27 protein-coding genes, 1 tRNA gene and 1 pseudogene are annotated in these 17,424 nt (G+C 60.9%); 14 read left to right on the top strand and 15 right to left on the bottom strand.

The window, feature by feature from the left end; all coding sequences use genetic code 11:
* Positions 1-5: 5 nt before the first annotated feature.
* A complete protein-coding gene (locus tag WNY61_RS09250; protein WP_342851169.1) occupies positions 6-1,949 on the bottom strand; it encodes a phage terminase large subunit family protein in 1,944 nt (647 codons plus the stop codon).
* On the bottom strand, positions 1,946-2,491 hold the full coding sequence (locus WNY61_RS09245; RefSeq protein WP_342851168.1) for a terminase small subunit: 546 nt from the start codon (positions 2,489-2,491) through the stop codon (positions 1,946-1,948). The genes WNY61_RS09250 and WNY61_RS09245 overlap by 4 nt, the downstream gene beginning before the upstream one ends.
* A 208-nt stretch (positions 2,492-2,699) precedes the next feature.
* Between WNY61_RS09245 and WNY61_RS09240 the strand changes: the two genes are divergently transcribed.
* A complete protein-coding gene (locus WNY61_RS09240) occupies positions 2,700-3,005 on the top strand; it encodes a hypothetical protein (RefSeq protein ID WP_342851167.1) in 306 nt (101 codons plus the stop codon).
* On the opposite strand, the gene WNY61_RS09235 is transcribed toward WNY61_RS09240, so the two are convergent.
* The 11 genes and pseudogenes from WNY61_RS09235 to WNY61_RS09185 all read right to left on the bottom strand — a co-directional run bounded on the left by WNY61_RS09235 (position 2,984) and on the right by WNY61_RS09185 (position 7,392).
* Positions 2,984-3,604, bottom strand: coding sequence for a D-Ala-D-Ala carboxypeptidase family metallohydrolase (locus WNY61_RS09235; protein WP_342851166.1), 621 nt, complete (start codon positions 3,602-3,604; stop codon positions 2,984-2,986). The genes WNY61_RS09240 and WNY61_RS09235 overlap by 22 nt on opposite strands.
* Complete coding sequence (locus tag WNY61_RS09230) at positions 3,597-4,043, bottom strand: hypothetical protein (protein WP_342851165.1); 447 nt, start codon at positions 4,041-4,043, stop codon at positions 3,597-3,599. The genes WNY61_RS09235 and WNY61_RS09230 overlap by 8 nt, the downstream gene beginning before the upstream one ends.
* A complete protein-coding gene (locus tag WNY61_RS09225) occupies positions 4,036-4,218 on the bottom strand; it encodes a hypothetical protein (RefSeq protein WP_342851164.1) in 183 nt (60 codons plus the stop codon). Before WNY61_RS09225 ends, WNY61_RS09230 begins: the two co-directional genes overlap by 8 nt.
* Positions 4,208-4,435, bottom strand: coding sequence for a hypothetical protein (locus WNY61_RS09220; RefSeq protein WP_342851163.1), 228 nt, complete (start codon positions 4,433-4,435; stop codon positions 4,208-4,210). Before WNY61_RS09220 ends, WNY61_RS09225 begins: the two co-directional genes overlap by 11 nt.
* Before the next feature lie 33 nt (positions 4,436-4,468).
* Positions 4,469-4,921, bottom strand: a complete 453-nt coding sequence (locus tag WNY61_RS09215) for a hypothetical protein (protein WP_342851162.1) — start codon at positions 4,919-4,921, stop codon at positions 4,469-4,471.
* The gene (locus WNY61_RS09210) at positions 4,911-5,174 is read right to left on the bottom strand and encodes a hypothetical protein (protein WP_342851161.1); all 264 of its coding nucleotides are present in this window, start codon (positions 5,172-5,174) and stop codon (positions 4,911-4,913) included. Before WNY61_RS09210 ends, WNY61_RS09215 begins: the two co-directional genes overlap by 11 nt.
* Positions 5,174-5,569, bottom strand: a complete 396-nt coding sequence (locus tag WNY61_RS09205; RefSeq protein ID WP_342851433.1) for a hypothetical protein — start codon at positions 5,567-5,569, stop codon at positions 5,174-5,176. Before WNY61_RS09205 ends, WNY61_RS09210 begins: the two co-directional genes overlap by 1 nt.
* A 318-nt stretch (positions 5,570-5,887) precedes the next feature.
* Positions 5,888-6,076, bottom strand: a pseudogene (locus tag WNY61_RS09200) (helix-turn-helix domain-containing protein); the annotation flags it as partial.
* Positions 6,073-6,474, bottom strand: a complete 402-nt coding sequence (locus tag WNY61_RS09195; protein WP_342851160.1) for a VRR-NUC domain-containing protein — start codon at positions 6,472-6,474, stop codon at positions 6,073-6,075. The gene WNY61_RS09195 and the pseudogene WNY61_RS09200, both read right to left, overlap by 4 nt.
* Before the next feature lie 213 nt (positions 6,475-6,687).
* Positions 6,688-7,098, bottom strand: coding sequence for a hypothetical protein (locus WNY61_RS09190; protein ID WP_342851159.1), 411 nt, complete (start codon positions 7,096-7,098; stop codon positions 6,688-6,690).
* Positions 7,099-7,185: 87 nt separating this feature from the next.
* Positions 7,186-7,392, bottom strand: coding sequence for a helix-turn-helix transcriptional regulator (locus tag WNY61_RS09185; protein WP_342851158.1), 207 nt, complete (start codon positions 7,390-7,392; stop codon positions 7,186-7,188).
* On the opposite strand from WNY61_RS09185, the gene WNY61_RS09180 reads away from it, so the two are divergent.
* The 11 genes from WNY61_RS09180 to WNY61_RS09130 all read left to right on the top strand — a co-directional run bounded on the left by WNY61_RS09180 (position 7,391) and on the right by WNY61_RS09130 (position 12,052).
* Positions 7,391-7,798, top strand: a complete 408-nt coding sequence (locus tag WNY61_RS09180; protein ID WP_342851157.1) for a helix-turn-helix transcriptional regulator — start codon at positions 7,391-7,393, stop codon at positions 7,796-7,798. The two genes, WNY61_RS09185 and WNY61_RS09180, sit on opposite strands and share 2 nt — an antisense overlap.
* A gap of 461 nt (positions 7,799-8,259) precedes the next feature.
* The gene (locus WNY61_RS09175; protein ID WP_342851156.1) at positions 8,260-8,406 is read left to right on the top strand and encodes a hypothetical protein; all 147 of its coding nucleotides are present in this window, start codon (positions 8,260-8,262) and stop codon (positions 8,404-8,406) included.
* A 356-nt stretch (positions 8,407-8,762) separates the two neighbouring features.
* On the top strand, positions 8,763-8,981 hold the full coding sequence (locus WNY61_RS09170) for a hypothetical protein (protein WP_342851155.1): 219 nt from the start codon (positions 8,763-8,765) through the stop codon (positions 8,979-8,981).
* A gap of 208 nt (positions 8,982-9,189) precedes the next feature.
* A complete protein-coding gene (locus WNY61_RS09165; protein ID WP_342851154.1) occupies positions 9,190-9,423 on the top strand; it encodes a hypothetical protein in 234 nt (77 codons plus the stop codon).
* Complete coding sequence (locus WNY61_RS09160; RefSeq protein ID WP_342851153.1) at positions 9,420-9,695, top strand: hypothetical protein; 276 nt, start codon at positions 9,420-9,422, stop codon at positions 9,693-9,695. The genes WNY61_RS09165 and WNY61_RS09160 overlap by 4 nt, the downstream gene beginning before the upstream one ends.
* A gap of 17 nt (positions 9,696-9,712) precedes the next feature.
* Positions 9,713-9,976, top strand: a complete 264-nt coding sequence (locus WNY61_RS09155; RefSeq protein WP_342851425.1) for a DUF2312 domain-containing protein — start codon at positions 9,713-9,715, stop codon at positions 9,974-9,976.
* A gap of 2 nt (positions 9,977-9,978) precedes the next feature.
* Positions 9,979-10,212 (top strand): helix-turn-helix domain-containing protein, encoded by a 234-nt coding sequence (locus WNY61_RS09150; RefSeq protein ID WP_342851152.1) that lies wholly within the window; start codon positions 9,979-9,981, stop codon positions 10,210-10,212.
* A gap of 341 nt (positions 10,213-10,553) precedes the next feature.
* The gene (locus WNY61_RS09145) at positions 10,554-10,808 is read left to right on the top strand and encodes a hypothetical protein (RefSeq protein ID WP_342851151.1); all 255 of its coding nucleotides are present in this window, start codon (positions 10,554-10,556) and stop codon (positions 10,806-10,808) included.
* Between the two features lie 15 nt (positions 10,809-10,823).
* Positions 10,824-11,081 (top strand): hypothetical protein, encoded by a 258-nt coding sequence (locus WNY61_RS09140; RefSeq protein ID WP_342851150.1) that lies wholly within the window; start codon positions 10,824-10,826, stop codon positions 11,079-11,081.
* Positions 11,078-11,734, top strand: coding sequence for an HNH endonuclease signature motif containing protein (locus WNY61_RS09135; protein ID WP_342851149.1), 657 nt, complete (start codon positions 11,078-11,080; stop codon positions 11,732-11,734). The genes WNY61_RS09140 and WNY61_RS09135 overlap by 4 nt, the downstream gene beginning before the upstream one ends.
* A gap of 78 nt (positions 11,735-11,812) precedes the next feature.
* Positions 11,813-12,052 carry a hypothetical protein gene (locus WNY61_RS09130; protein ID WP_342851148.1) on the top strand — a complete coding sequence of 80 codons (240 nt, stop codon included), beginning with the start codon at positions 11,813-11,815 and terminating at the stop codon, positions 12,050-12,052.
* A gap of 2 nt (positions 12,053-12,054) precedes the next feature.
* Here the strand turns inward: WNY61_RS09130 and WNY61_RS09125 are convergent.
* Both WNY61_RS09125 and WNY61_RS09120 read right to left on the bottom strand, forming a co-directional pair.
* Positions 12,055-12,141 (bottom strand) — tRNA-Leu (locus WNY61_RS09125).
* Positions 12,142-12,203: 62 nt separating this feature from the next.
* Positions 12,204-12,725: an Lrp/AsnC ligand binding domain-containing protein gene (locus WNY61_RS09120; RefSeq protein ID WP_342851147.1), complete on the bottom strand. Its 522-nt coding sequence runs from the start codon at positions 12,723-12,725 to the stop codon at positions 12,204-12,206.
* Positions 12,726-12,787: 62 nt separating this feature from the next.
* On the opposite strand from WNY61_RS09120, the gene putA reads away from it, so the two are divergent.
* On the top strand, positions 12,788-16,204 hold the full coding sequence (putA, locus tag WNY61_RS09115; protein ID WP_342851146.1) for a bifunctional proline dehydrogenase/L-glutamate gamma-semialdehyde dehydrogenase PutA: 3,417 nt from the start codon (positions 12,788-12,790) through the stop codon (positions 16,202-16,204).
* Positions 16,205-16,231: 27 nt separating this feature from the next.
* Positions 16,232-17,383, top strand: a complete 1,152-nt coding sequence (locus tag WNY61_RS09110) for an amidohydrolase (protein WP_342851145.1) — start codon at positions 16,232-16,234, stop codon at positions 17,381-17,383.
* The last annotated feature ends 41 nt before the right edge of the window (positions 17,384-17,424 follow it).

The following is a 17,424-nucleotide window of genomic DNA, read 5'->3' as shown; positions in this document are numbered from 1 at the left end:
TGACGTCAGCGCCCGCGCCGCTTCTTTGGGCGCCAAACTCTCTTTGCCCCAGCATCGCCACGCGGCCGCACTTCTTCCTCTGGCGGTTTTCCTGCTTCCGGCTCCGCGACCGGCAAATCCTCGTCCTCGTCCTCCGGCGGCTCCACTAGTTCGGCTTTCGCAGCCAAGCCGCGCACCAGCCGGGCGATGTTCGGGTTAACCAGCTTGAGCGCGGCATAGGCATAGACGCGGCAATCGAGCGCCTCGTTACGATCCCGCGTCTTGTGCCACTCGCGCACCGCAAAGCCACGCGACATCCGCGTCCGGAGCGCCTCGGCCGTGGCCTGCGCGAACCATTCCGGCGCGCGGGTATCAGGGACATGGCAGAAGCCCGGGCCCGGCTCGGCGACACCGAACCGGCGCGAAACGATCAGCTTTGCCTCGTCCACGCCAACCGAGAACAGGTGGATCACCCGCGCCCGGCGCGAGCGCACCCGGCTCGGCGCTGAGACAACAGGACGGCCCCAGCCGCCCACGCCTTTGACCGCGAACAGCCGGCGTCCGGTTTTGCCGCGCGCATACTCATACGCCGCCTGCGTCAGACCCTCGCCACCGCCGGTGTCGAGACAGGCGCCGGAGATTGCTAGCTGGGCGCCGCTCTCATGTTCGAAGGTTTCCCCGAGGACAGCGTCGAGCTCCTCCCATACCTCGGATCGGAGCGGATCGCCCCAGAGAACCCGGTAATCCACTGACCAGCTTTCCTCGCCGAGCCCCCAGCCGACGATTTCGACCTCCAGACGATCCTGCTGCATGTCGATCCCGGCCGTCAGGACCGCCGCCCCCATCGGCACCGGAGCCGCGAAGGGATGCGCGCGCGCGAGAAGCTCGGCGCTTTCGACTTGGTCGCCTTCCTCCTCCCACGTTTCGGCGAGCGAGACGTTCACGAATGTCTGCAGATCACCCGCCGCCTTTTTATCGAGGAAGGACTGCACCACGTCCTGCAGACGCCGGAAGCAGGAGTAGAGCTCGTTGAGATGGAACGAGGCATGGCCCCGGAACGGCCGCGCGGCGATCCAGCCTGCGCCCTTGGCCTCGGCCGAGCGGATCGCGCCGATGCGCTCGGCGTCGGACCAGACCACACCGCAGTCCTCGCAGATATAGCCGGCGGTTTCGGGTCGGTGCTCGCCATCATCGCCCTTGCCCCACGTTACCTGCGACCACTTGAGGTGCTGCGAGTGATCGCAGTGAGGACAAAGCACATGGAAGCGCCGCTGGTCGCCTACTTCGAACGCCCCCTCGATGTACGACACGCCCTTGATCGTTGGCGTCGAGATTTCCAGCAGAAGCCGTTGATCGCCGAAGGTCGCGGCGCGTTGCCAAAGCAGAGACACCGGATGCCCCTCATGCGTCCGGTCGTAGCCGTCAGTTTCGTCGCAGACGATGAATGGAGCAGATCGGCCCCGCATGGTCTTGGGCGAGCCGGACCAGCTGAACATCAAGAACCCACCGGGGTAGGACTTCATCCGCTGGTTATTGACGCCATCACGTCCCCGCGGCTTAGCCAGTAATGACTGCAAACGCTCATTCGCGTCGACCAAGGGATTGAATTTGGTTTCCAGCCAAGTCGTCAGATCGCCTTGACTTGGCTGCATCATGATCTGGCTGACCGGATTAAAGCCGATCCGATATGCCTGAGCACAGAGCGCCGTCTGCGTTTTCCCGACCTGCGCTCCCCACATCAGAGTGATCCGCATACAGCGCGGATCGGCAGTTAGATCGATCACCTCCCTCTGATACGGCGCGTTGTCGAACCGCATCGGTCCCGGTACCGCGTTCCCGATGGGGATTTGGATATTTTCTTCAGCCCAATCTGACGGCTTCAGGTTCGGCGGGGGTCGCAGAAATTCCCGCGCCGAACGCGTTGCACGTATTACCGCGCGCGCGTTTGAGAAATCTGCGCGCTCCCTCACCGTCCACCCTTTGCCTCTTCATCTTCTTCAGTTTGAGCGATGTCTTCTTCGTGGATCAGGTCCATATCGGCCAAAGCTGCGAGCGCGTGGTCGATTTCTTCCAGCAACACCTCCTTGAACCGCGTTTCATCTGCTTCCCCGATTAATCGCCTTACCGCCCGTCCTGGCACTACGTTCCGCATTCCCGCACGCACTTCACCGAATGCTTTGATTAGGGCGCGCTGGTACTGCTCCACAGGTACGAGCTCGTTTCTGTCGCGGGATAGGTCGAGCTCCGCTTGTTCCGTTTCAGCGGCCAGCTTGCGCTTCTTCAAATCTTCTATTGAGGAATTGACTGCGCCGCTTGCTTGAGACCTGATGTCGTCGTCTCGCCATTCTCGAACTTCAGCTGAGTTGAAGCTCCACGCCTTTCCTCTCCCGCCGCGTTCAACGACAGGACAGCCACGTCTAATCCAGTCATCTAGCGTGGGCATCGAGATGCCGAGGTGGTCGGCCATCTCCGTCCTGTTCAGTAGTTGCCCCCGCCGACCTTTTCGGCTCACTCGCTCACCTCACTGGGATATAATAATAAAGTCGAAATCCCGGCGCCTCGCACAAATAAATTTTTGCGCGTACGCACACCCTCACCCCCCACCCCCCGCAGAAGGACCCAAAGTTTCTGAGGGGGGCGAAGCGAAGGGGAGAGGGAAAGACGGACACGCCGCGAGGAACACGTCATAGGCATCGCCGATCTCGGCGCGGGTCTGCGCAGTGTCCAAGCGCGAGCGCGACGGCAGGCTGCCCTGCCACGCCTCGCATGCGGCACGCTCAGTCTCGGTAACCGCGCCCGTCCGCTTCATGGTCGCGCACCCGCTCGCGAGCAGCAGTAACTCGACGGCGCAAATGAGCAGCACGATCCTCGTCAATGTCCACAGCTTCATCCCACGCGTCCTCCTCGCCAGTGCGCCGGCCGCGCCGCCAAGCCGTGCCAAGCGCGGCGATCACCGCAACTGCACCGGCCAACGCCGCGACCAACCACGCCTGCATCCTGCCGATCATTCGGCCCCCGAGCGGTAAGCCCGCCAAACCACGATGCCCAAGCCGAACACGGCCAAGCCAGTGAAGCCCCAAGTGACCAGCTGGTCAGAGAGCAGAGGCGCCGCCTCATTGACGACACGCTCAGCCGCGACCGCTACAGCCGCCACCCCGGTGCCTTCCTTCGCCACCTTCTTCGCCTTCTGCGGCGTGGGCTCAGGAGCAAAGCGCCGGTCCTGCTTAGGGAACTTCGTGCCCCAGCTGCGCGCAGGCCCGGTGTCGATGTGCATAAACCCGAGGTGCGGATAGTAGCCAAAGCCGGTGAAGCCCTCGGCACGCGCCGCCTGTTCAAAGGCTTCAGGATCGTGGTTATCCATCCGGATATCGAATGCCATGCCGCGCATGTGGTAGCTGCTCTTTGCCCCGCCCACGCGCCGATTGTGAGCCGGGTCACGATAGGCAGACGTAACCAACATAGGAGAGCCCAACCGCGTGCGCAGACGCTGCAGGCGGTTCATGGCGTCGACGTTGAGCCGCAGACTGCCATCGCCCTTTGACGCGATCTCGCTGGGGGAAAAGTCCTTCCAGCGCCAGCCCGTCACCTTCGACCAATGAGCCGCCTCAATCATTTCTTTAGTCATTACGCCCTCCGCGCTTATTGCCCACGCGCCGCCGCAGCTGCGCGACCGTTCGCGTGAAAGCGTTGTGATCAGGATAGTAAGGAGCCTGCCAAACCGACCAATCCCGACGCTCGCGCGCAGGGATCAGGAGCCAGAGCAACACCAGCAAGTGGTAGAGCCCGCGCAGGAAGATCAGGCTGAAAACGATGTTGACCGTTTTGCCGGTCAAGCCGAACCAGAGCGACCACCAAGACGGATCAAGCGAGCGCAAAACAACCGGAGTGAACTCCCAATAGATCGAGCGCGCGACATAAGAGACGACGACCAGCGCAATCCCGACCGCCAAGCGATAGGTCGGGCTTTGATCCCGACGAAACGCATGTGGGGTAAAGCCCCGCACCACCATGTACGCGAGCACCAAGCCCGCGCCGGACAGCAACACCACCACCCAATCAACCATCACGGACCCCACGCTCTCGCTGCAATTCTTCCACCAAAATCTCCAATCGCGCCGCCCGACGCTTCACGGCGTCGACGTGGGCGCGGTTACCGCGCCGCAACGCTTCCGCCTCGGCTTTGTGCCCGGAAGCCGCCGATGGCTGACCAGACACCCATGCCCACAAATCACGGATCACGACGCCCCTCCCGATCCAACACGCGCGTCAGCGCATCGATGCTCGAATTTGACGCCTCGGCAATTTCTCTGATTTCGCGCGCGATTTCGCGGTTGTCCTCCACCCTGCGGTTCTGAACATCCACGTAAGCCCGGAACAGATGCAGGACGGCATAAGACAGCCCGAGGATCACCGCCCCCGGTAAGCCGTAGACCTCGATGAAGGCGCCGGTATCCATAGGGCTCGCTTCCGGTTCCAAACTCGCCACGCATCACGCGACATCTCCGAACCCATACTGAGCATGGAGGTGGCTCTTTCCCTCTGGCGGTTTTCCCTTGAGAATTTTGCCGACGCCGGAAGCCTCGATGCCAAGCAAGTCAGCGATCACAGCGGGAGGGTACTGAGCCGCAAGGTGGTGGACAGCCCACGTGCGGAAAGCCCGGTAAATGAAATTCAGGTTAGAGGTTTGGAGGATTTCGCCCCCGAAGGCATGGCAAAGCCGACGCGCATCATTCCAGCCGAGGATGCGGACCAGATCGTGATCGATCCGCAGCGTTTTAGGCACATAGAAGCAAACACGCCACGACCGCCTGGTGGCATCACGCATGGCCATAATCAGGCGAACCGTCTGAGCGCGACCGAGAACTTCCTCGATTTCACCGGCAACCCCCGGCAAAGGTGGAGGGGGAGGCGGAGTAATTTCCTCCGGCGCCTTAAACCGCATCAATGCACTCCGCGCTGCTGTTGATCGCCACAACCGCCGCATCGAGCAGCGCGTGAAGGTCCGGCCCACGCTCAGACGCGCGCCCTGGGCCAGACCAGTGATCGAGCCCAGCCCGGACGTCAGCGATCCCGGCATAGCAGGCGAACAATTCGCCGGTGGCTGTTACCCAGAGATCCACATTCCCCATCAGGACATCGCAACGCATGGTCACAGCGCCAACGCTGGTCTCGAAGAAATCTACCCCATCGGCCATCACGGTTTGATCCCCATGGCGCGCAACTGCTCGCCGGTCACCAAGGCGAGCTCCATCATGCGCGTGGCCACATCCGCCCCGAAGGACGACGCCGCAACGAATTTCCCAGCATTGATCCGCTCAGCCCAAAACTTCGCACGGTCGTCAATCGAAGCCGGAGCCGAGCGAGCGGGATACTTGACCTCTTCGCGCCACGCCCCGTCTCTCAGCCAATTCTGCGCCTTCTTCGCATAGCCCCGTTGGGCCTCTGGCGAAGCGCCGTACCGCTGGGCGAGGACAACCAGCCGCGCCGGGTTTGCCCCGTCCTCAACCGCATCACACCAAGCCCGGTACACGGCATCACGCTCAGAGGCCTTTGGATGCGCTCGACAGAACTGATCAAATATCTCAGACACACCAGTCGCTGGTGCGCTTTTGCGCGCCCGCGCCTTACTGGTTATCTTTAAAGGTTCCTTTACAGGGTTAGTGTCCGGATTCCGGACACGGCTTTGCCCCAAATCCGGACACGGCTTTGCCTGTTTTCCGGACACGGCTCCGTGTCCGGTTTCCGGACACGGCTTTTCTATCTGTTCTGCTTCCGTTCCGTGTCCGGATTTCGGACACGGATCTACATCATCAAGTATGAAGCCATCCTCGAACCCCAAAATATAGCGCGTGGACGTTTGACGGTGCGTGCCCGGAATGAACCTTTTTTCGCGCCGGACCAGCCCAGCGCTCTCAAGAGCTTTAAGATGCTCATTCAGCGCAGAGCGCGAGATGCAGGCATCCTCAGCAAGAGTATCCTGAGCAGGGAAACAGCCCATGTCAGGGTTGTGCCGATCTGCCAGACACAGCAGGATCAGCTTAGTCGCCGGTTTAAGTCCGCGTTGGGCGAAAGCCCAATTCGTGGCAACGTGGCTCATGCTCCCTCCAATGGCCGGCTTGGCGCGGCCTTGATTAGTGTTCGAAAGCCGTGCCTAGCGAGCGCGACCAGCGCGTCGTCAACGGAACGGATGATGGCATAGGGGAAGCGCTGCGCTTCGACAGCAGCCTGAAAGGCGCGCTGGGCAGGCGATTGCGTGCCAATGAGAGACTTGGTCTCTAGGAACAGGACGCGGCCCTCAGAGATCAGGATTAGATCAGAGAACCCCGGATAGACTCCCATCCCGGTTAGAATGCCCTGTTTGATCTTCGCGGCTTTACCGCCCCCGGTCACCTCGTTGGCCGAGTGATGGAGGATCGCTCCGCGCGGCAGGACTTGGCGCAGCACCCGCACGATATCCCGCTGGATATCCGCCTCCGGTGTTCCGCGCCGCTTCACGTTAGTCTCCTGCCCGAAGGCTCTCGGCCGGAGCAGCCGCTGTGCTTGCGCATTGAGGTGTTTTCAAGGGGCTCCCGCCCCCGGACGAGCTACCCCGTGCATACGCAATTGGTCTTGAACGGTGGGGCCACGATACCCGACCTAAGAAATGCTCGTCCTTTGGCGGTAGCTGCGCTGATGCGCTCGCTGTACTGTATGGGGGAAGGCGCGCGATCATCTCTGCAGTTCCGCGTTCACTGACCGCATGAGCTCGGCGAGGGCAGCCATTGCTTCAGGACCCTCTTTCCTCAGAGGCTCGGGATCTCCGTTCACCAGCAGCGCAAAGATTGCCGGGGCTAAATCCGCAGCCTCGCGCAGCGCTTGGACAGCCTGGCTGGATATCTCCCCTGCCCCATTGGCGTCTTTGAGCCGCCCCGCCATCAGCTGCGTGATGGGCGATCGACCTACAGCATCCTCAAGCGGCCCGTAGCTATCACAACCGATAGCGGCATCACCTGAGCATTGCTTCGAGATCGTTCCCTTTGAGCAGCCTAGGAACGCAGCGGCAGCATCAAAGCCGCCGAAGTCTTCGACCAGCTGGCGATACAGCGATCGGATAGCCGCGCCTTCATATACCTTACGCATGGGAAACCCCGTTTTCTTGCCCGGTGGGGCTGCCCAGCGCAGATTGCTGGCATGGAACAAATTGGCGATATGTGGATGGGTGGGGCATTAGGCGGCGTCCGAGGCGATGGGCAGAAGCGCAGACATCGGAACTTTCCCCTGAGTGTGGGCCTCAATTTTAGCAGCGATCGAGAGGCTCGGCGCTTTTCCACCCTTTACGATCTCGTTCATATAAGAAGCAGACACTCCAATGGCCTGAGCAAACTCTCTCTGGGTTCGTTTCGTTTGCTTCAAAAACTGATCAAGTGTCATCATGCCTGAAAGTTCGCAGATGGCGAACATTTTGGCAAGGGCAGAAGTTCGCTATAAGCGATTAGCGATTCCGACGCCTTCGTGGCAAATTGCGAACATGCATTTACGCCTCAAAGAACTTAGAAAAGAACGCGGCTGGACGGCTGAAGTGCTTGCCGCAAAGGCTGGCAGCAGCAAGAGCTACATCTCTGAAATTGAGAACGGAAAGAAGTTTCCGAGTGGACGGCTTTTAAAGCGCTTCGCGGACGAACTCGGCGTAACGGTTTACGCTCTTATCGACAGCGATGACTTGGCAGATGAAATCAGAGCGCACATCGAGATTATGAAAGGTCTGAATGTTGAAGATCGACGCGCTGTCTCTCGTCACGCTGCCGGGCTTCTCGAGCAAGCCTCTGAGCCATCAAAATAACAGACTTCCTCTGAAACGCTGATAGCTTTCCAAGAGTTGCCACCTCGTTTGCCAGCTCGCCTTCAGTCATCTCCACCCCCAAGTTCATGATATGTTCACACTGTCGGAACGAGTTAGATGGGTCAAGGTGGCGAACCCTGAACACTTAACCTTTGGTTGCAACTGGCCTCTGACGGTTCCCTGGTGAATAGCGCCGACTAGCACACCCAACACGATAAGCACGGCAAATCTGGTCCGTTCCCTCCTTCTGATGGGATAGCACTCTAACAGCCCGATTCTCACAATCTCTCGCCACTCTAGGGCGGGCTTCTTCATGCTCGCAGCCCGCCCGGTATGCGGCGCTCAGGCACGACACCGCTCACCCAAGCCAAACATTCGCCATTAGCGAACTTTTTTGATTGCGAATTTATTCGCCCTGTGCGAACTTCGTCCTAAGCACCACGATGCAACGGAGAAGCGCGATGACAGAAGACAGCAACACACTTACCAAAGCGATTACCGCCGCCCTGGCGATCCTGATTGTGGCGGCATTCGCGCGCTGCGGCCTGAAAGCGGCCACCGCGATGCCCGACATGGCAGAGCGCACTCGCATTGCGGTGATGTACTGATGGTAGGTTCTGTCGATAGATTGACTGGGGTCGCGCTGGGCTTAGCCGAGACGCCTTATCGCAAAGGCCGCAAGCAGGACGATTGTGAGGAACACCGTCAGTTCGGGATTGCTGTAGAGTATGGTCAGCATCCGCCGCACCTCCGTAAGAGATTTCATTCCGCTTCTCCTAGTTCTTTGCGGGATGAATTGGGTGACAGTGCTTCCAACACTGGCATCCGGCCCGCGGGTAAGTTGTGCATGCACATTTGCTCGCGGGTTCAGAGATTTCCTCTGGCGGGTTCCCCGCACGATCACTTCGCCCGATTTATCGACAGCCTTTCGGGTCGAGACCCGGAAACTCTCATAGAGACTGTGATGAACGAGGTGATCGAGACTGGGGGCGAGTACTTCCTCCCGCCAGACAGGCATGCAGAGAATGCCCTCTGGGCGATCAGACTGCACGGAGTGTTTGCGATTGGCACCTCAGAACTGAACGTGATCCGTAAGTGGCGGACCGCCGCGATGGCTGCCTGCCTCAACGCGCAGCAGTTAACCTCGCCAACTGGGGCCGAACTGGCGGGGGCTGAAGCATGACCCCTGCTCAGCTCGCCGCCCGGGAAAACAGCGCTGTTCGCCGCGCGTGGGGTGAACCGCCGGACAGCCGCCGCTTCGCTCAGAAGAACGTGACAGAGGCGGTCCGCCCTTATTTAGGATCAGCTCTTCCCCGAAACGAGGTTGCGCGCCTGATCGGCTGCACCCCGCCCTCAGTGAGCAACGCGCTCAAGAAGATCGGAGGCTCGCTATGAAAACGACAGCCCGCCGCGAAGGCGAGAACATAATCATCACTGTACCGATCGAGGAGGCGCAGTGCCTCCGCGTCGCGTTGCAACCCTGCATGTGCAAGCACACCAAGTCTGCCGGAACCGCAGAGCTCCGCGCTCGGTTCGTTAAAGGCATCGGAATGGCGATGGATAACAGGAAAAGAAGATCACCGACCGTGCAAGCGGCAACCACGGCGCAGGAGGCACAGGCATGAACGCCCACAGTCGCCAGCGCCTTGTAGACCTGCAACCCGCGCAGCAGGCCGGCATTCTCTGCAACGATCCGCAGTTCCAGCAGTATGCCGCGATCCGATGCGGCTTCCCGAAACAGCAATTCAACGCCAGTGCCGCAGCTCAGTATTTGCGCGAGTGCTGCCAGATCGACAGTCGCACGTTGCTGAACACCTGCCCTGCCGCCTACTCCAAGCTCGCCGCCCTACGCACCGATTTCGATGCCTGGGCAGGTAAGATCGCAACCCCAAGATAGAGAGGATTACCAGCGTGATCGAGAATAGTAATACCGAAGGCGATGCCACCTACCGCGTGACAGCCAACGAGTTGCGCCAGTTTGTAGAGCGCATCGAGCGGCTCGACGCCGAAAAAGTGGACCTTGCCGAACAGCGCAAAGAAGTGCTCGCAGAGGCGAAAAGCCGTGGCTACGACACCAAGGTCTTGGCCAAGGTTTTGGCCCTCCGCAAGCGTGACAAGGACGACATCACCGAGGAAGAAGCCGTTCTCGACATGTATAAAGAAGCGTTAGGAATGTGAGCATGGATCGAGCAACCCAAACCCAGCGCATCCTAGCCCACCTGAAAGCCGGACGAACGATCACGCCCCTCGAAGCGATGAACGAATACGGATGCTTCAGACTCAGCGCACGGATTTATGACCTGAAACAAGAAGGGTATCGGATCGATGCTGAGCGGGTCGACACAGGCGATGGCGCCAAGGTCGCCAGCTACACCCTCATGAAACAGCCCGATCAGCAACCAGCCCCTAGCTAAACCAGTCGGTCGCATCCGAGGAGGAATACCGCGATGCTTTCCCATCACCTGAAAGAGGACGCCGCCGATATTGCTGTAAAAGCACGTCTCTGGCAGGCGTCGAAGCGTGAGTTACTACACTTAGCCGATCGCTATCGAAGCGAGCACAGGCCCGGCAAAAGATCGTGCTACGCGCAAGAAGAGGTTTGCTCCGCAGCAGCACTGAAAGGTTACCCGATAACGTTAATTCGGTTCTTGGGAGCGCAAAAGCGAGCTGACGGATTGGATGCGGCCGCACATCGCAGAATAGGTCTTTGGCAGGTGAGGATTGGGCTCAAATCCGGAAAGCAGGAGCCCGCCCAATGACCAACACTGCAATCCCAGAGGCCGATATGGCAGAGGACGCAAGAACAAGGATGCTCGGTTGCCGTGATGGGCTGTCCCATGCGCTGATCGCAATAAATAGCGTTATCACCGGTCCGTGCGGCGAATACCTACCGCCGCGCCACCACACCCGAAAACGCGCGGCAGCAGAGGCGCAGATCACTGAACTGAACAAAGTCCGCGATGCCATCAAGCGACAGCTCGATGATGTGCGCGCGGCTCTGTCCAACTAAACGAGGAAAACCACAATGACCAAAACAAGCTTAGCTGATCTGAACAACCATCTGTTCGCCCAGCTCGATCGTTTGACAAATCAAGACCTCACTCCCGACGAAACCGAAACCGAGATTAAGCGCGCCGGCGCAATGACTGCCATTGCCGACCGGATCAGCTCGAACGCTGACCTGAGCCTGAAAGCGGCCAAGCTATTTGCGGATCATGGCAAGGCCGTCCTGCCTCACCTACCCCAGATCGGCGGACAGATTAAAGAAGGTGACAGCCAATGAAGGGTCGCGCCATCGCATACACACAGAAGGAATTGGATTGGATCAAGGCGCGCTGCGATCAGCCGCGCAAAGATCTCCATGCCGCCTTTCAGAAGCGTTTCGACCGCAATGATGTGACGGTCGATAGCATTAAGGCGCTTTGCACCCGTAAGGGCTGGAAATCTGGACGCACGGGACAGTTCGTCAAAGGCCAAGCGCCCATGAATAAAGGGAAGAAGATGCCCTTCAACGCAAACAGCGCGCGCACACAGTTCAAGAAGGGCCAACTACCGCATAACCATAAGGGCCTCGGCCACGAACGCATCTGCCCAAAGGATGGCTATGTCACAATGATCGTTGCGGAGCGTAACCCATGGACTGGCGCAGCAACCCGCCCCGTACTTAAGCACCGGTGGCTATGGGAGAAGATCAATGGTCCCGTCCCGGACGGACACTTCCTCAAATGCCTGGACGGCGACAAGACGAATTGTGATCCAGCCAACTGGGAGCTGTTGCCCCAAGCTATTCTGCCCCGCTTGGCCGGTGGACGACACGGCAAGGGCTACGCAGAATATGAGCCAGAATTGCGCCCAACCGTGCTGGCCATCGCAAAGCTCGAGCACCAAGTGCGCGAATCGAAGAACGCGCAGCCGCTGCGGCCGACGGTCGAATAGGTTGGCTTGCCCCGCACCAGACAGTGAACGAGCCGCAAATCAAACCGACCAACACCACACCCATGGAGGAAATCCAATATGAGCCGTCAGCATCAAGCCGCCATCATGGTACGCATGTCTCAATCGCAAGCCGCTTTTGGCGTTCACCGCTGCACGCTTTACCGCTGGGCAGCCGCCGGACACATCAAAATTTACAGGCGAGGACCAGGTGCATCTTTCGTCGATCCAATGCAGGTCAAGGCGTTCATCATGGGCTTGGGGGATACAGTGGGGGATAAAAGCCCCTATACCGATTTTTCTTCAATGAAATCAACGTAAAGTGGTGCGGGCGGTGGGACTCGAACCCACACGGGGCTACGCCCCAACAGATTTTAAGTCTGGTATGTCTACCATTCCATCACGCCCGCATCGTGGCGCACAATAGCCATCACGCGGGCGGTGTAAATGGGCGAATGCCCTTGGTCCCGGGTCAAGCCGTATCGGCCAGCATGGTTTCTTTCACAGCTTCCATCGCCACGTAGGTCGACGTGCTAGCCACATGCGGCAGGGTCGAGATAACCTCTCCTAAAAAACGCCGGTATTCCGACATGCTGCGCGTGCGGACTTTGATCAGATAGTCGAAATGGCTCGCGATCATATGCGCCTGCTCGATCTCAGGCACTTTGGCCACGGCAAGGTTGAACGCCCGCAGCGCCGCTTCGCGTGTATCATTCAGCCGAACTTCGACAAAGGCCACATGGTCAAGCCCCAGACGGATCGGGTCCAAAAGCGCGCGGTAGCCGAGGATCACGCCGCTTTCCTCCAACCGGCGCAGGCGCGCTTGGGTGGGTGATTTCGACAGGCCGATGCGCCGCGCAAGATCGGTGATGCTGATGCGGCCATCTTCGGCCAGTACCGATAGAATCCCGCTGTCGAACCGGTCCAGATCGAAAAGTTCATTTGCCAGGTGATTACCCCAAACTTTAGACGTATCGACTGATAAATTGATCATCTTCAGTCGAAACTCCTGCATATCATGCGATACTCTGGGTCAAACATCAACTGGAGCTTGCTATGGCCCTCGATCACGCCCCCGCCCTTCGCCAAACCATCGACGCGCGCACCTACGCCGACCCTGACGTGCTGCTGACCGAGCTTAAGGCGCAGGCCGATCTTTCGGCCGAAGATCGCGCCCAGATCACTGCCGATGCGGCCGGCCTTGTGCGTGGCATTCGCGACACCTCGGCACCCGGTATGATGGAAGTTTTCCTCGCTGAATACGGTCTCAGCACCGACGAAGGCGTGGCGCTGATGTGTCTGGCCGAGGCGCTGCTGCGGGTGCCTGACGCCGATACGATTGACGCGCTGATCGAAGACAAAATCGCCCCCTCGGACTGGGGACGCCATATGGGGCATTCAACTTCGAGCCTCGTGAACGCCTCCACATGGGCGCTGATGCTGACGGGCCGCGTGCTCGACGACGACCAGCCCGGCCCCGTGCGCCACCTGCGCGCCGCGATCAAACGTCTGGGCGAACCGGTGATCCGTACCGCCGTCAGCCGCGCCATGCGCGAGATGGGCCGCCAGTTCGTTCTGGGCGAAGACATCCACGCCGCGATGAAACGCGCGAAGGGGATGGAGAAAAAGGGTTTCACCTATAGCTACGACATGCTGGGCGAAGCGGCGAGGACTGAGGCCGATGCCAAACGCTATCACCTCAGCTATTCCCGCGCGATCTCGGCCATTGCCGACGCTTGCACCCATGACGATATCCGCAAAAACCCCGGCATCTCTGTCAAACTCTCGGCCCTGCACCCGCGCTATGAATTGGCGCAGGAAGCGGCTGTCATGCGTGAGTTGGTGCCGCGCCTGCGCGCACTGGCACTGCTGGCGAAATCGGCGGGCATGGGCCTGAACATCGACGCCGAGGAAGCCGACCGTCTGGCGCTCTCGCTCGAAGTGATCGACACGGTGATGGGCGAGCCTGCCTTGGCCGGATGGGACGGTTTCGGCGTGGTCGTGCAGGCCTATGGCCCCCGCGCGGGCACGGTGATCGACACGCTCTATGATATTGCGACGCGCCACGACCGCCGCATCATGGTGCGTCTGGTGAAAGGTGCCTATTGGGACACCGAGATCAAGCGCGCTCAGGTCGAGGGCATCGACGGCTTCCCGGTTTTCACCCGCAAGGCCGCGACCGATGTGAGCTATATCGCCAACGCCCGCAAACTGCTGAACATGACCGACCGCATCTACCCGCAATTCGCCACGCACAACGCCCATACTGTCGCCGCCGTGTTGCATATGGCCGACGACCCCGAGGCCTATGAATTCCAGCGCCTGCACGGCATGGGCGAGACCCTGCATGACATCGTGATGGAGAAACACGGCACCCGCTGCCGCATCTACGCCCCCGTGGGCGCGCACCGCGATCTGCTGGCCTATCTGGTGCGTCGTCTGCTTGAGAACGGCGCGAACTCCAGCTTCGTGAACCAGATCGTCGATGAAAATGTGCCGCCAGAAGTCGTCGCCGCTGATCCCTTTGATCAGTTGCAAGACAGCGCGCCGACAATCCCGCGCGGGCCGGAAGTCTTCCAGCCGCAACGCGCCAATGCCAAGGGTTTTGATCTGGCCCATAGCCCTACCCTCGCCGCTATCGAAAAAGCCCGCGCGCCCTTTGCAGACGCCACATGGACCGCCGCGCCAATCCTCGCGGGCGATGCCAAACCCGAGGCGGCAGAGACCGTCAGCAACCCGACCGGTGGCACCTCGCCAGGCACGGTGCAGCCTGCCTCCGAGGCTGATGTCGCCACGGCGCTCGACAATGCCGCCCCTTGGGACGCGCCGCTGAACACCCGCCGCGCGACCCTTCTCCGCGCAGCCGATATGTTTGAGGACCGCTACGGCGAGATCTTCGCCATCCTCGCCCGCGAAGCTGGCAAAGGTCTGCCCGACTGCGTGGCCGAGTTGCGCGAAGCGGTGGACTTCCTGCGCTACTACGCGGGACAAGCCACCAATACGCCGCCCTCGGGCATCTTCACCTGTATCTCGCCGTGGAACTTCCCGCTGGCGATCTTTTGCGGGCAGGTCACAGCGGCGCTGGCGGCTGGTAATGCCGTGCTGGCCAAACCCGCCGAGCAAACCCCGCTGATCGCCAAACTCGCCGTCGAAGTGCTACACGAAGCGGGTGTGCCGCGCTCCGCCCTGCAACTCCTGCCGGGTGGCGGCAAGGTCGGCGCGGCGCTGACCGGTGATGCCCGCATCAATGGCGTGGCCTTCACCGGCTCCACCGCCACCGCCCTGCGCATCCGCGCAAACATGGCCGAGCATTGCGCTCCCGGCACGCCGCTGATTGCCGAAACGGGTGGCCTTAACGCCATGATCGTCGACAGCACCGCCCTGCCCGAGCAGGCGGTGCAGGCCATCGTCGAAAGCGCCTTTCAATCGGCGGGGCAACGCTGCTCTGCGGTGCGCTGCCTCTATGTGCAGGAAGACATCGCCAAAGACCTGATCCGCATGCTCACGGGTGCCATGCAGGCGCTGAACATCGGCGATCCGTGGCACCTGTCGACCGATGTCGGCCCCGTCATCGACGGCACCGCGCGCAAAGGGATTGTCGAGCATATCGAAGCCGCCCGTACCGAAGGCCGTTTGATTGCAGAGATGAAAGCGCCCGAGGGTGGCACCTTCGTCGGCCCTGCAATCCTTCGAGTGAACAGCATTGCTGACATGAAGCGCGAAATCTTCGGCCCGGTGCTGCATGTGGCGACCTTCAAAAGCCACGAACTCGACGCCGTGATCGACGCCATCAACGCCACCGGCTATGGGCTGACCTTTGGTCTGCACACCCGGATCGACGATCGGGTGCAGCATGTATCTGAGCGGATTGAGGCGGGGAACATCTACGTCAACCGCAACCAGATCGGCGCAATCGTAGGAAGCCAACCCTTTGGGGGCGAAGGGCTTTCTGGGACCGGGCCAAAGGCGGGCGGACCGAATTACCTGCCGCGTTTCTCGGCACCTGACCATCAGGATGCCGCTGGCACATGGGACGGCGCAGAGACCAAGCTCCCCGCCCTGCCCGCGCATCAGCCGACTGTACTGGAAACCCAATCGATGCCCGGCCCGACCGGTGAGAGCAACCGCCTGTCGACCCTGCCCCGCCCCGCGCTGTTGTGCATGGGACCGGGTGCCGAGACGGCTGCCGCGCAGGCCAAAGCCGTGCGCGCGCTTGGTGGTGTCGCGGTTGAGGCGACAGGCCAGATTGACCCTGAATTGCTCAAATCCGGCCCAGCCTATGGCGGTGTGCTGTGGTGGGGCCATGACGCCACCGCCCGCAAGATCGACCAAGCGCTGGCGCAGCGCGACGGGGCGATCATCCCGCTGATGCGCGGCCTGCCTGACACCGCACGTGTCCGGGCCGAACGGCATGTCTGTGTTGACACCACCGCCTCTGGCGGCAATGCACAGCTCTTGGGCATGATGGCCTAAGATAAGACGCGAAAATGGAGGAGCGCCATGCTGACGAACAGCGACATTGAAGACCTGACGCAGTTTCGCAGGGCGCTCCACCAATACCCCGAAATCTCGGGCGAAGAGATTGAGACCGCGCGGACCATCGCGGCGGAATTGAAGAAACTCGCCCCGACCCGCATTCTGACGGGTCTGGGCGGGCATGGTGTTGCAGCGGTCTTTGACAGCGGCACGCCCGGCCCCACGGTGCTGTTTCGCGCTGAGCTAGACGCCCTGCCGATCCCCGAAGAACATGACATCCCATGGGTGTCGAAAGTGCCGGGCAAAAGCCATGTCTGCGGGCATGACGGACATATGACCATGCTGCTGGCGCTTGGCCGCATGATCGCGCGACAGCCGGTCGCCAAGGGCCGCGTCGTGCTGATGTTTCAGCCCGCCGAGGAAGACGGCAGCGGCGCGCGGGCGGTGGTGAACGACCCCGCCTATGCCGAGATCGCCGCCGATTATGCCTTTGCCATCCATGTCGAACCGGGCCGCCCCTTCGGCCATGTCGATACGGCTCCCGCCCTGATCAACTGCGCCTCCAAGGGCGTCGCCGTGACCCTGCAAGGCAAGACCGCCCATGCCGCCAGCCCCGAAGACGGCTCCTCCCCCGCCCCGGCGCTGGCCGAGTTGATCCCCGCACTGCAGGCACTCGGCCCCGGCGGGGCGCTTGATGACAATTTTCGCCTCGTTACCCTCACCCACCTACGCATGGGCGAGCCGACCTTTGGCGTGGCCCCGGGCGAAGCGGTGCTTTACGCCACCCTGCGCAGCACCCGCGACGACGCACTGACCGAGATTGAGGACGCCCTGCGCGCCGAGGTCGCCCGCGCTGCCGAGGCCCACGGGCTGACGGCGGAATTTGCGGAGTCTGACTATTTCGCCGCCTCCATCAATGACCCCGAGGCCTACGCCATCGCTGCCGCAGCGATGGACGCACTTGGCGTGTCGCACGGGCAGAAAAACTTGCCGATGCGCGCTTCTGAGGATTTCGGCCTGTTCGGACGCGATGCCAAGGCGGCGATGCTCTGTCTCGGGCCGGGGGAGGACTATGCCGCCCTGCACAACCCTGACTACGATTTCCCCGATGATCTGATCCCCATCGGCGCGGGTATTTCCGAGCGGATTGCGCGGGATTTGCTCGGCACCGCTTGACAGATGCCCCGGCGGGCGCAGCTAACTGCACTAACCCCCGC

Origin of the sequence: Sulfitobacter sp. AS92 (assembly GCF_038900015.1) — a bacterium.
GTDB lineage: Bacteria > Pseudomonadota > Alphaproteobacteria > Rhodobacterales > Rhodobacteraceae > Sulfitobacter.
The sequence above is the reverse complement of the archived record's forward strand: the minus strand, read 5'-3'. Positions and strand labels throughout refer to the sequence as shown.

What these genes read in the sequence shown, in the direction of transcription:
- WNY61_RS09210 (WP_342851161.1), bottom strand. Translation starts at nt 5,174, where the DNA reads ATGGCCGATGGGGTAGATTTCTTCGAGACCAGCGTTGGCGCTGTGACC.
- WNY61_RS09230 (WP_342851165.1), bottom strand. Translation starts at nt 4,043, where the DNA reads ATGGTTGATTGGGTGGTGGTGTTGCTGTCCGGCGCGGGCTTGGTGCTC.
- WNY61_RS09110 (WP_342851145.1), top strand. Translation starts at nt 16,232, where the DNA reads ATGCTGACGAACAGCGACATTGAAGACCTGACGCAGTTTCGCAGGGCG.
- WNY61_RS09170 (WP_342851155.1), top strand. Translation starts at nt 8,763, where the DNA reads ATGAACGAGGTGATCGAGACTGGGGGCGAGTACTTCCTCCCGCCAGAC.
- putA (WP_342851146.1), top strand. Translation starts at nt 12,788, where the DNA reads ATGGCCCTCGATCACGCCCCCGCCCTTCGCCAAACCATCGACGCGCGC.
- WNY61_RS09160 (WP_342851153.1), top strand. Translation starts at nt 9,420, where the DNA reads ATGAACGCCCACAGTCGCCAGCGCCTTGTAGACCTGCAACCCGCGCAG.
- WNY61_RS09190 (WP_342851159.1), bottom strand. Translation starts at nt 7,098, where the DNA reads ATGCGTAAGGTATATGAAGGCGCGGCTATCCGATCGCTGTATCGCCAG.
- WNY61_RS09130 (WP_342851148.1), top strand. Translation starts at nt 11,813, where the DNA reads ATGAGCCGTCAGCATCAAGCCGCCATCATGGTACGCATGTCTCAATCG.
- WNY61_RS09220 (WP_342851163.1), bottom strand. Translation starts at nt 4,435, where the DNA reads ATGGATACCGGCGCCTTCATCGAGGTCTACGGCTTACCGGGGGCGGTG.
- WNY61_RS09180 (WP_342851157.1), top strand. Translation starts at nt 7,391, where the DNA reads ATGCCTGAAAGTTCGCAGATGGCGAACATTTTGGCAAGGGCAGAAGTT.
- WNY61_RS09120 (WP_342851147.1), bottom strand. Translation starts at nt 12,725, where the DNA reads ATGATCAATTTATCAGTCGATACGTCTAAAGTTTGGGGTAATCACCTG.
- WNY61_RS09150 (WP_342851152.1), top strand. Translation starts at nt 9,979, where the DNA reads ATGGATCGAGCAACCCAAACCCAGCGCATCCTAGCCCACCTGAAAGCC.
- WNY61_RS09215 (WP_342851162.1), bottom strand. Translation starts at nt 4,921, where the DNA reads ATGCGGTTTAAGGCGCCGGAGGAAATTACTCCGCCTCCCCCTCCACCT.
- WNY61_RS09235 (WP_342851166.1), bottom strand. Translation starts at nt 3,604, where the DNA reads ATGACTAAAGAAATGATTGAGGCGGCTCATTGGTCGAAGGTGACGGGC.
- WNY61_RS09145 (WP_342851151.1), top strand. Translation starts at nt 10,554, where the DNA reads ATGACCAACACTGCAATCCCAGAGGCCGATATGGCAGAGGACGCAAGA.
- WNY61_RS09175 (WP_342851156.1), top strand. Translation starts at nt 8,260, where the DNA reads ATGACAGAAGACAGCAACACACTTACCAAAGCGATTACCGCCGCCCTG.
- WNY61_RS09135 (WP_342851149.1), top strand. Translation starts at nt 11,078, where the DNA reads ATGAAGGGTCGCGCCATCGCATACACACAGAAGGAATTGGATTGGATC.
- WNY61_RS09165 (WP_342851154.1), top strand. Translation starts at nt 9,190, where the DNA reads ATGAAAACGACAGCCCGCCGCGAAGGCGAGAACATAATCATCACTGTA.
- WNY61_RS09140 (WP_342851150.1), top strand. Translation starts at nt 10,824, where the DNA reads ATGACCAAAACAAGCTTAGCTGATCTGAACAACCATCTGTTCGCCCAG.
- WNY61_RS09185 (WP_342851158.1), bottom strand. Translation starts at nt 7,392, where the DNA reads ATGATGACACTTGATCAGTTTTTGAAGCAAACGAAACGAACCCAGAGA.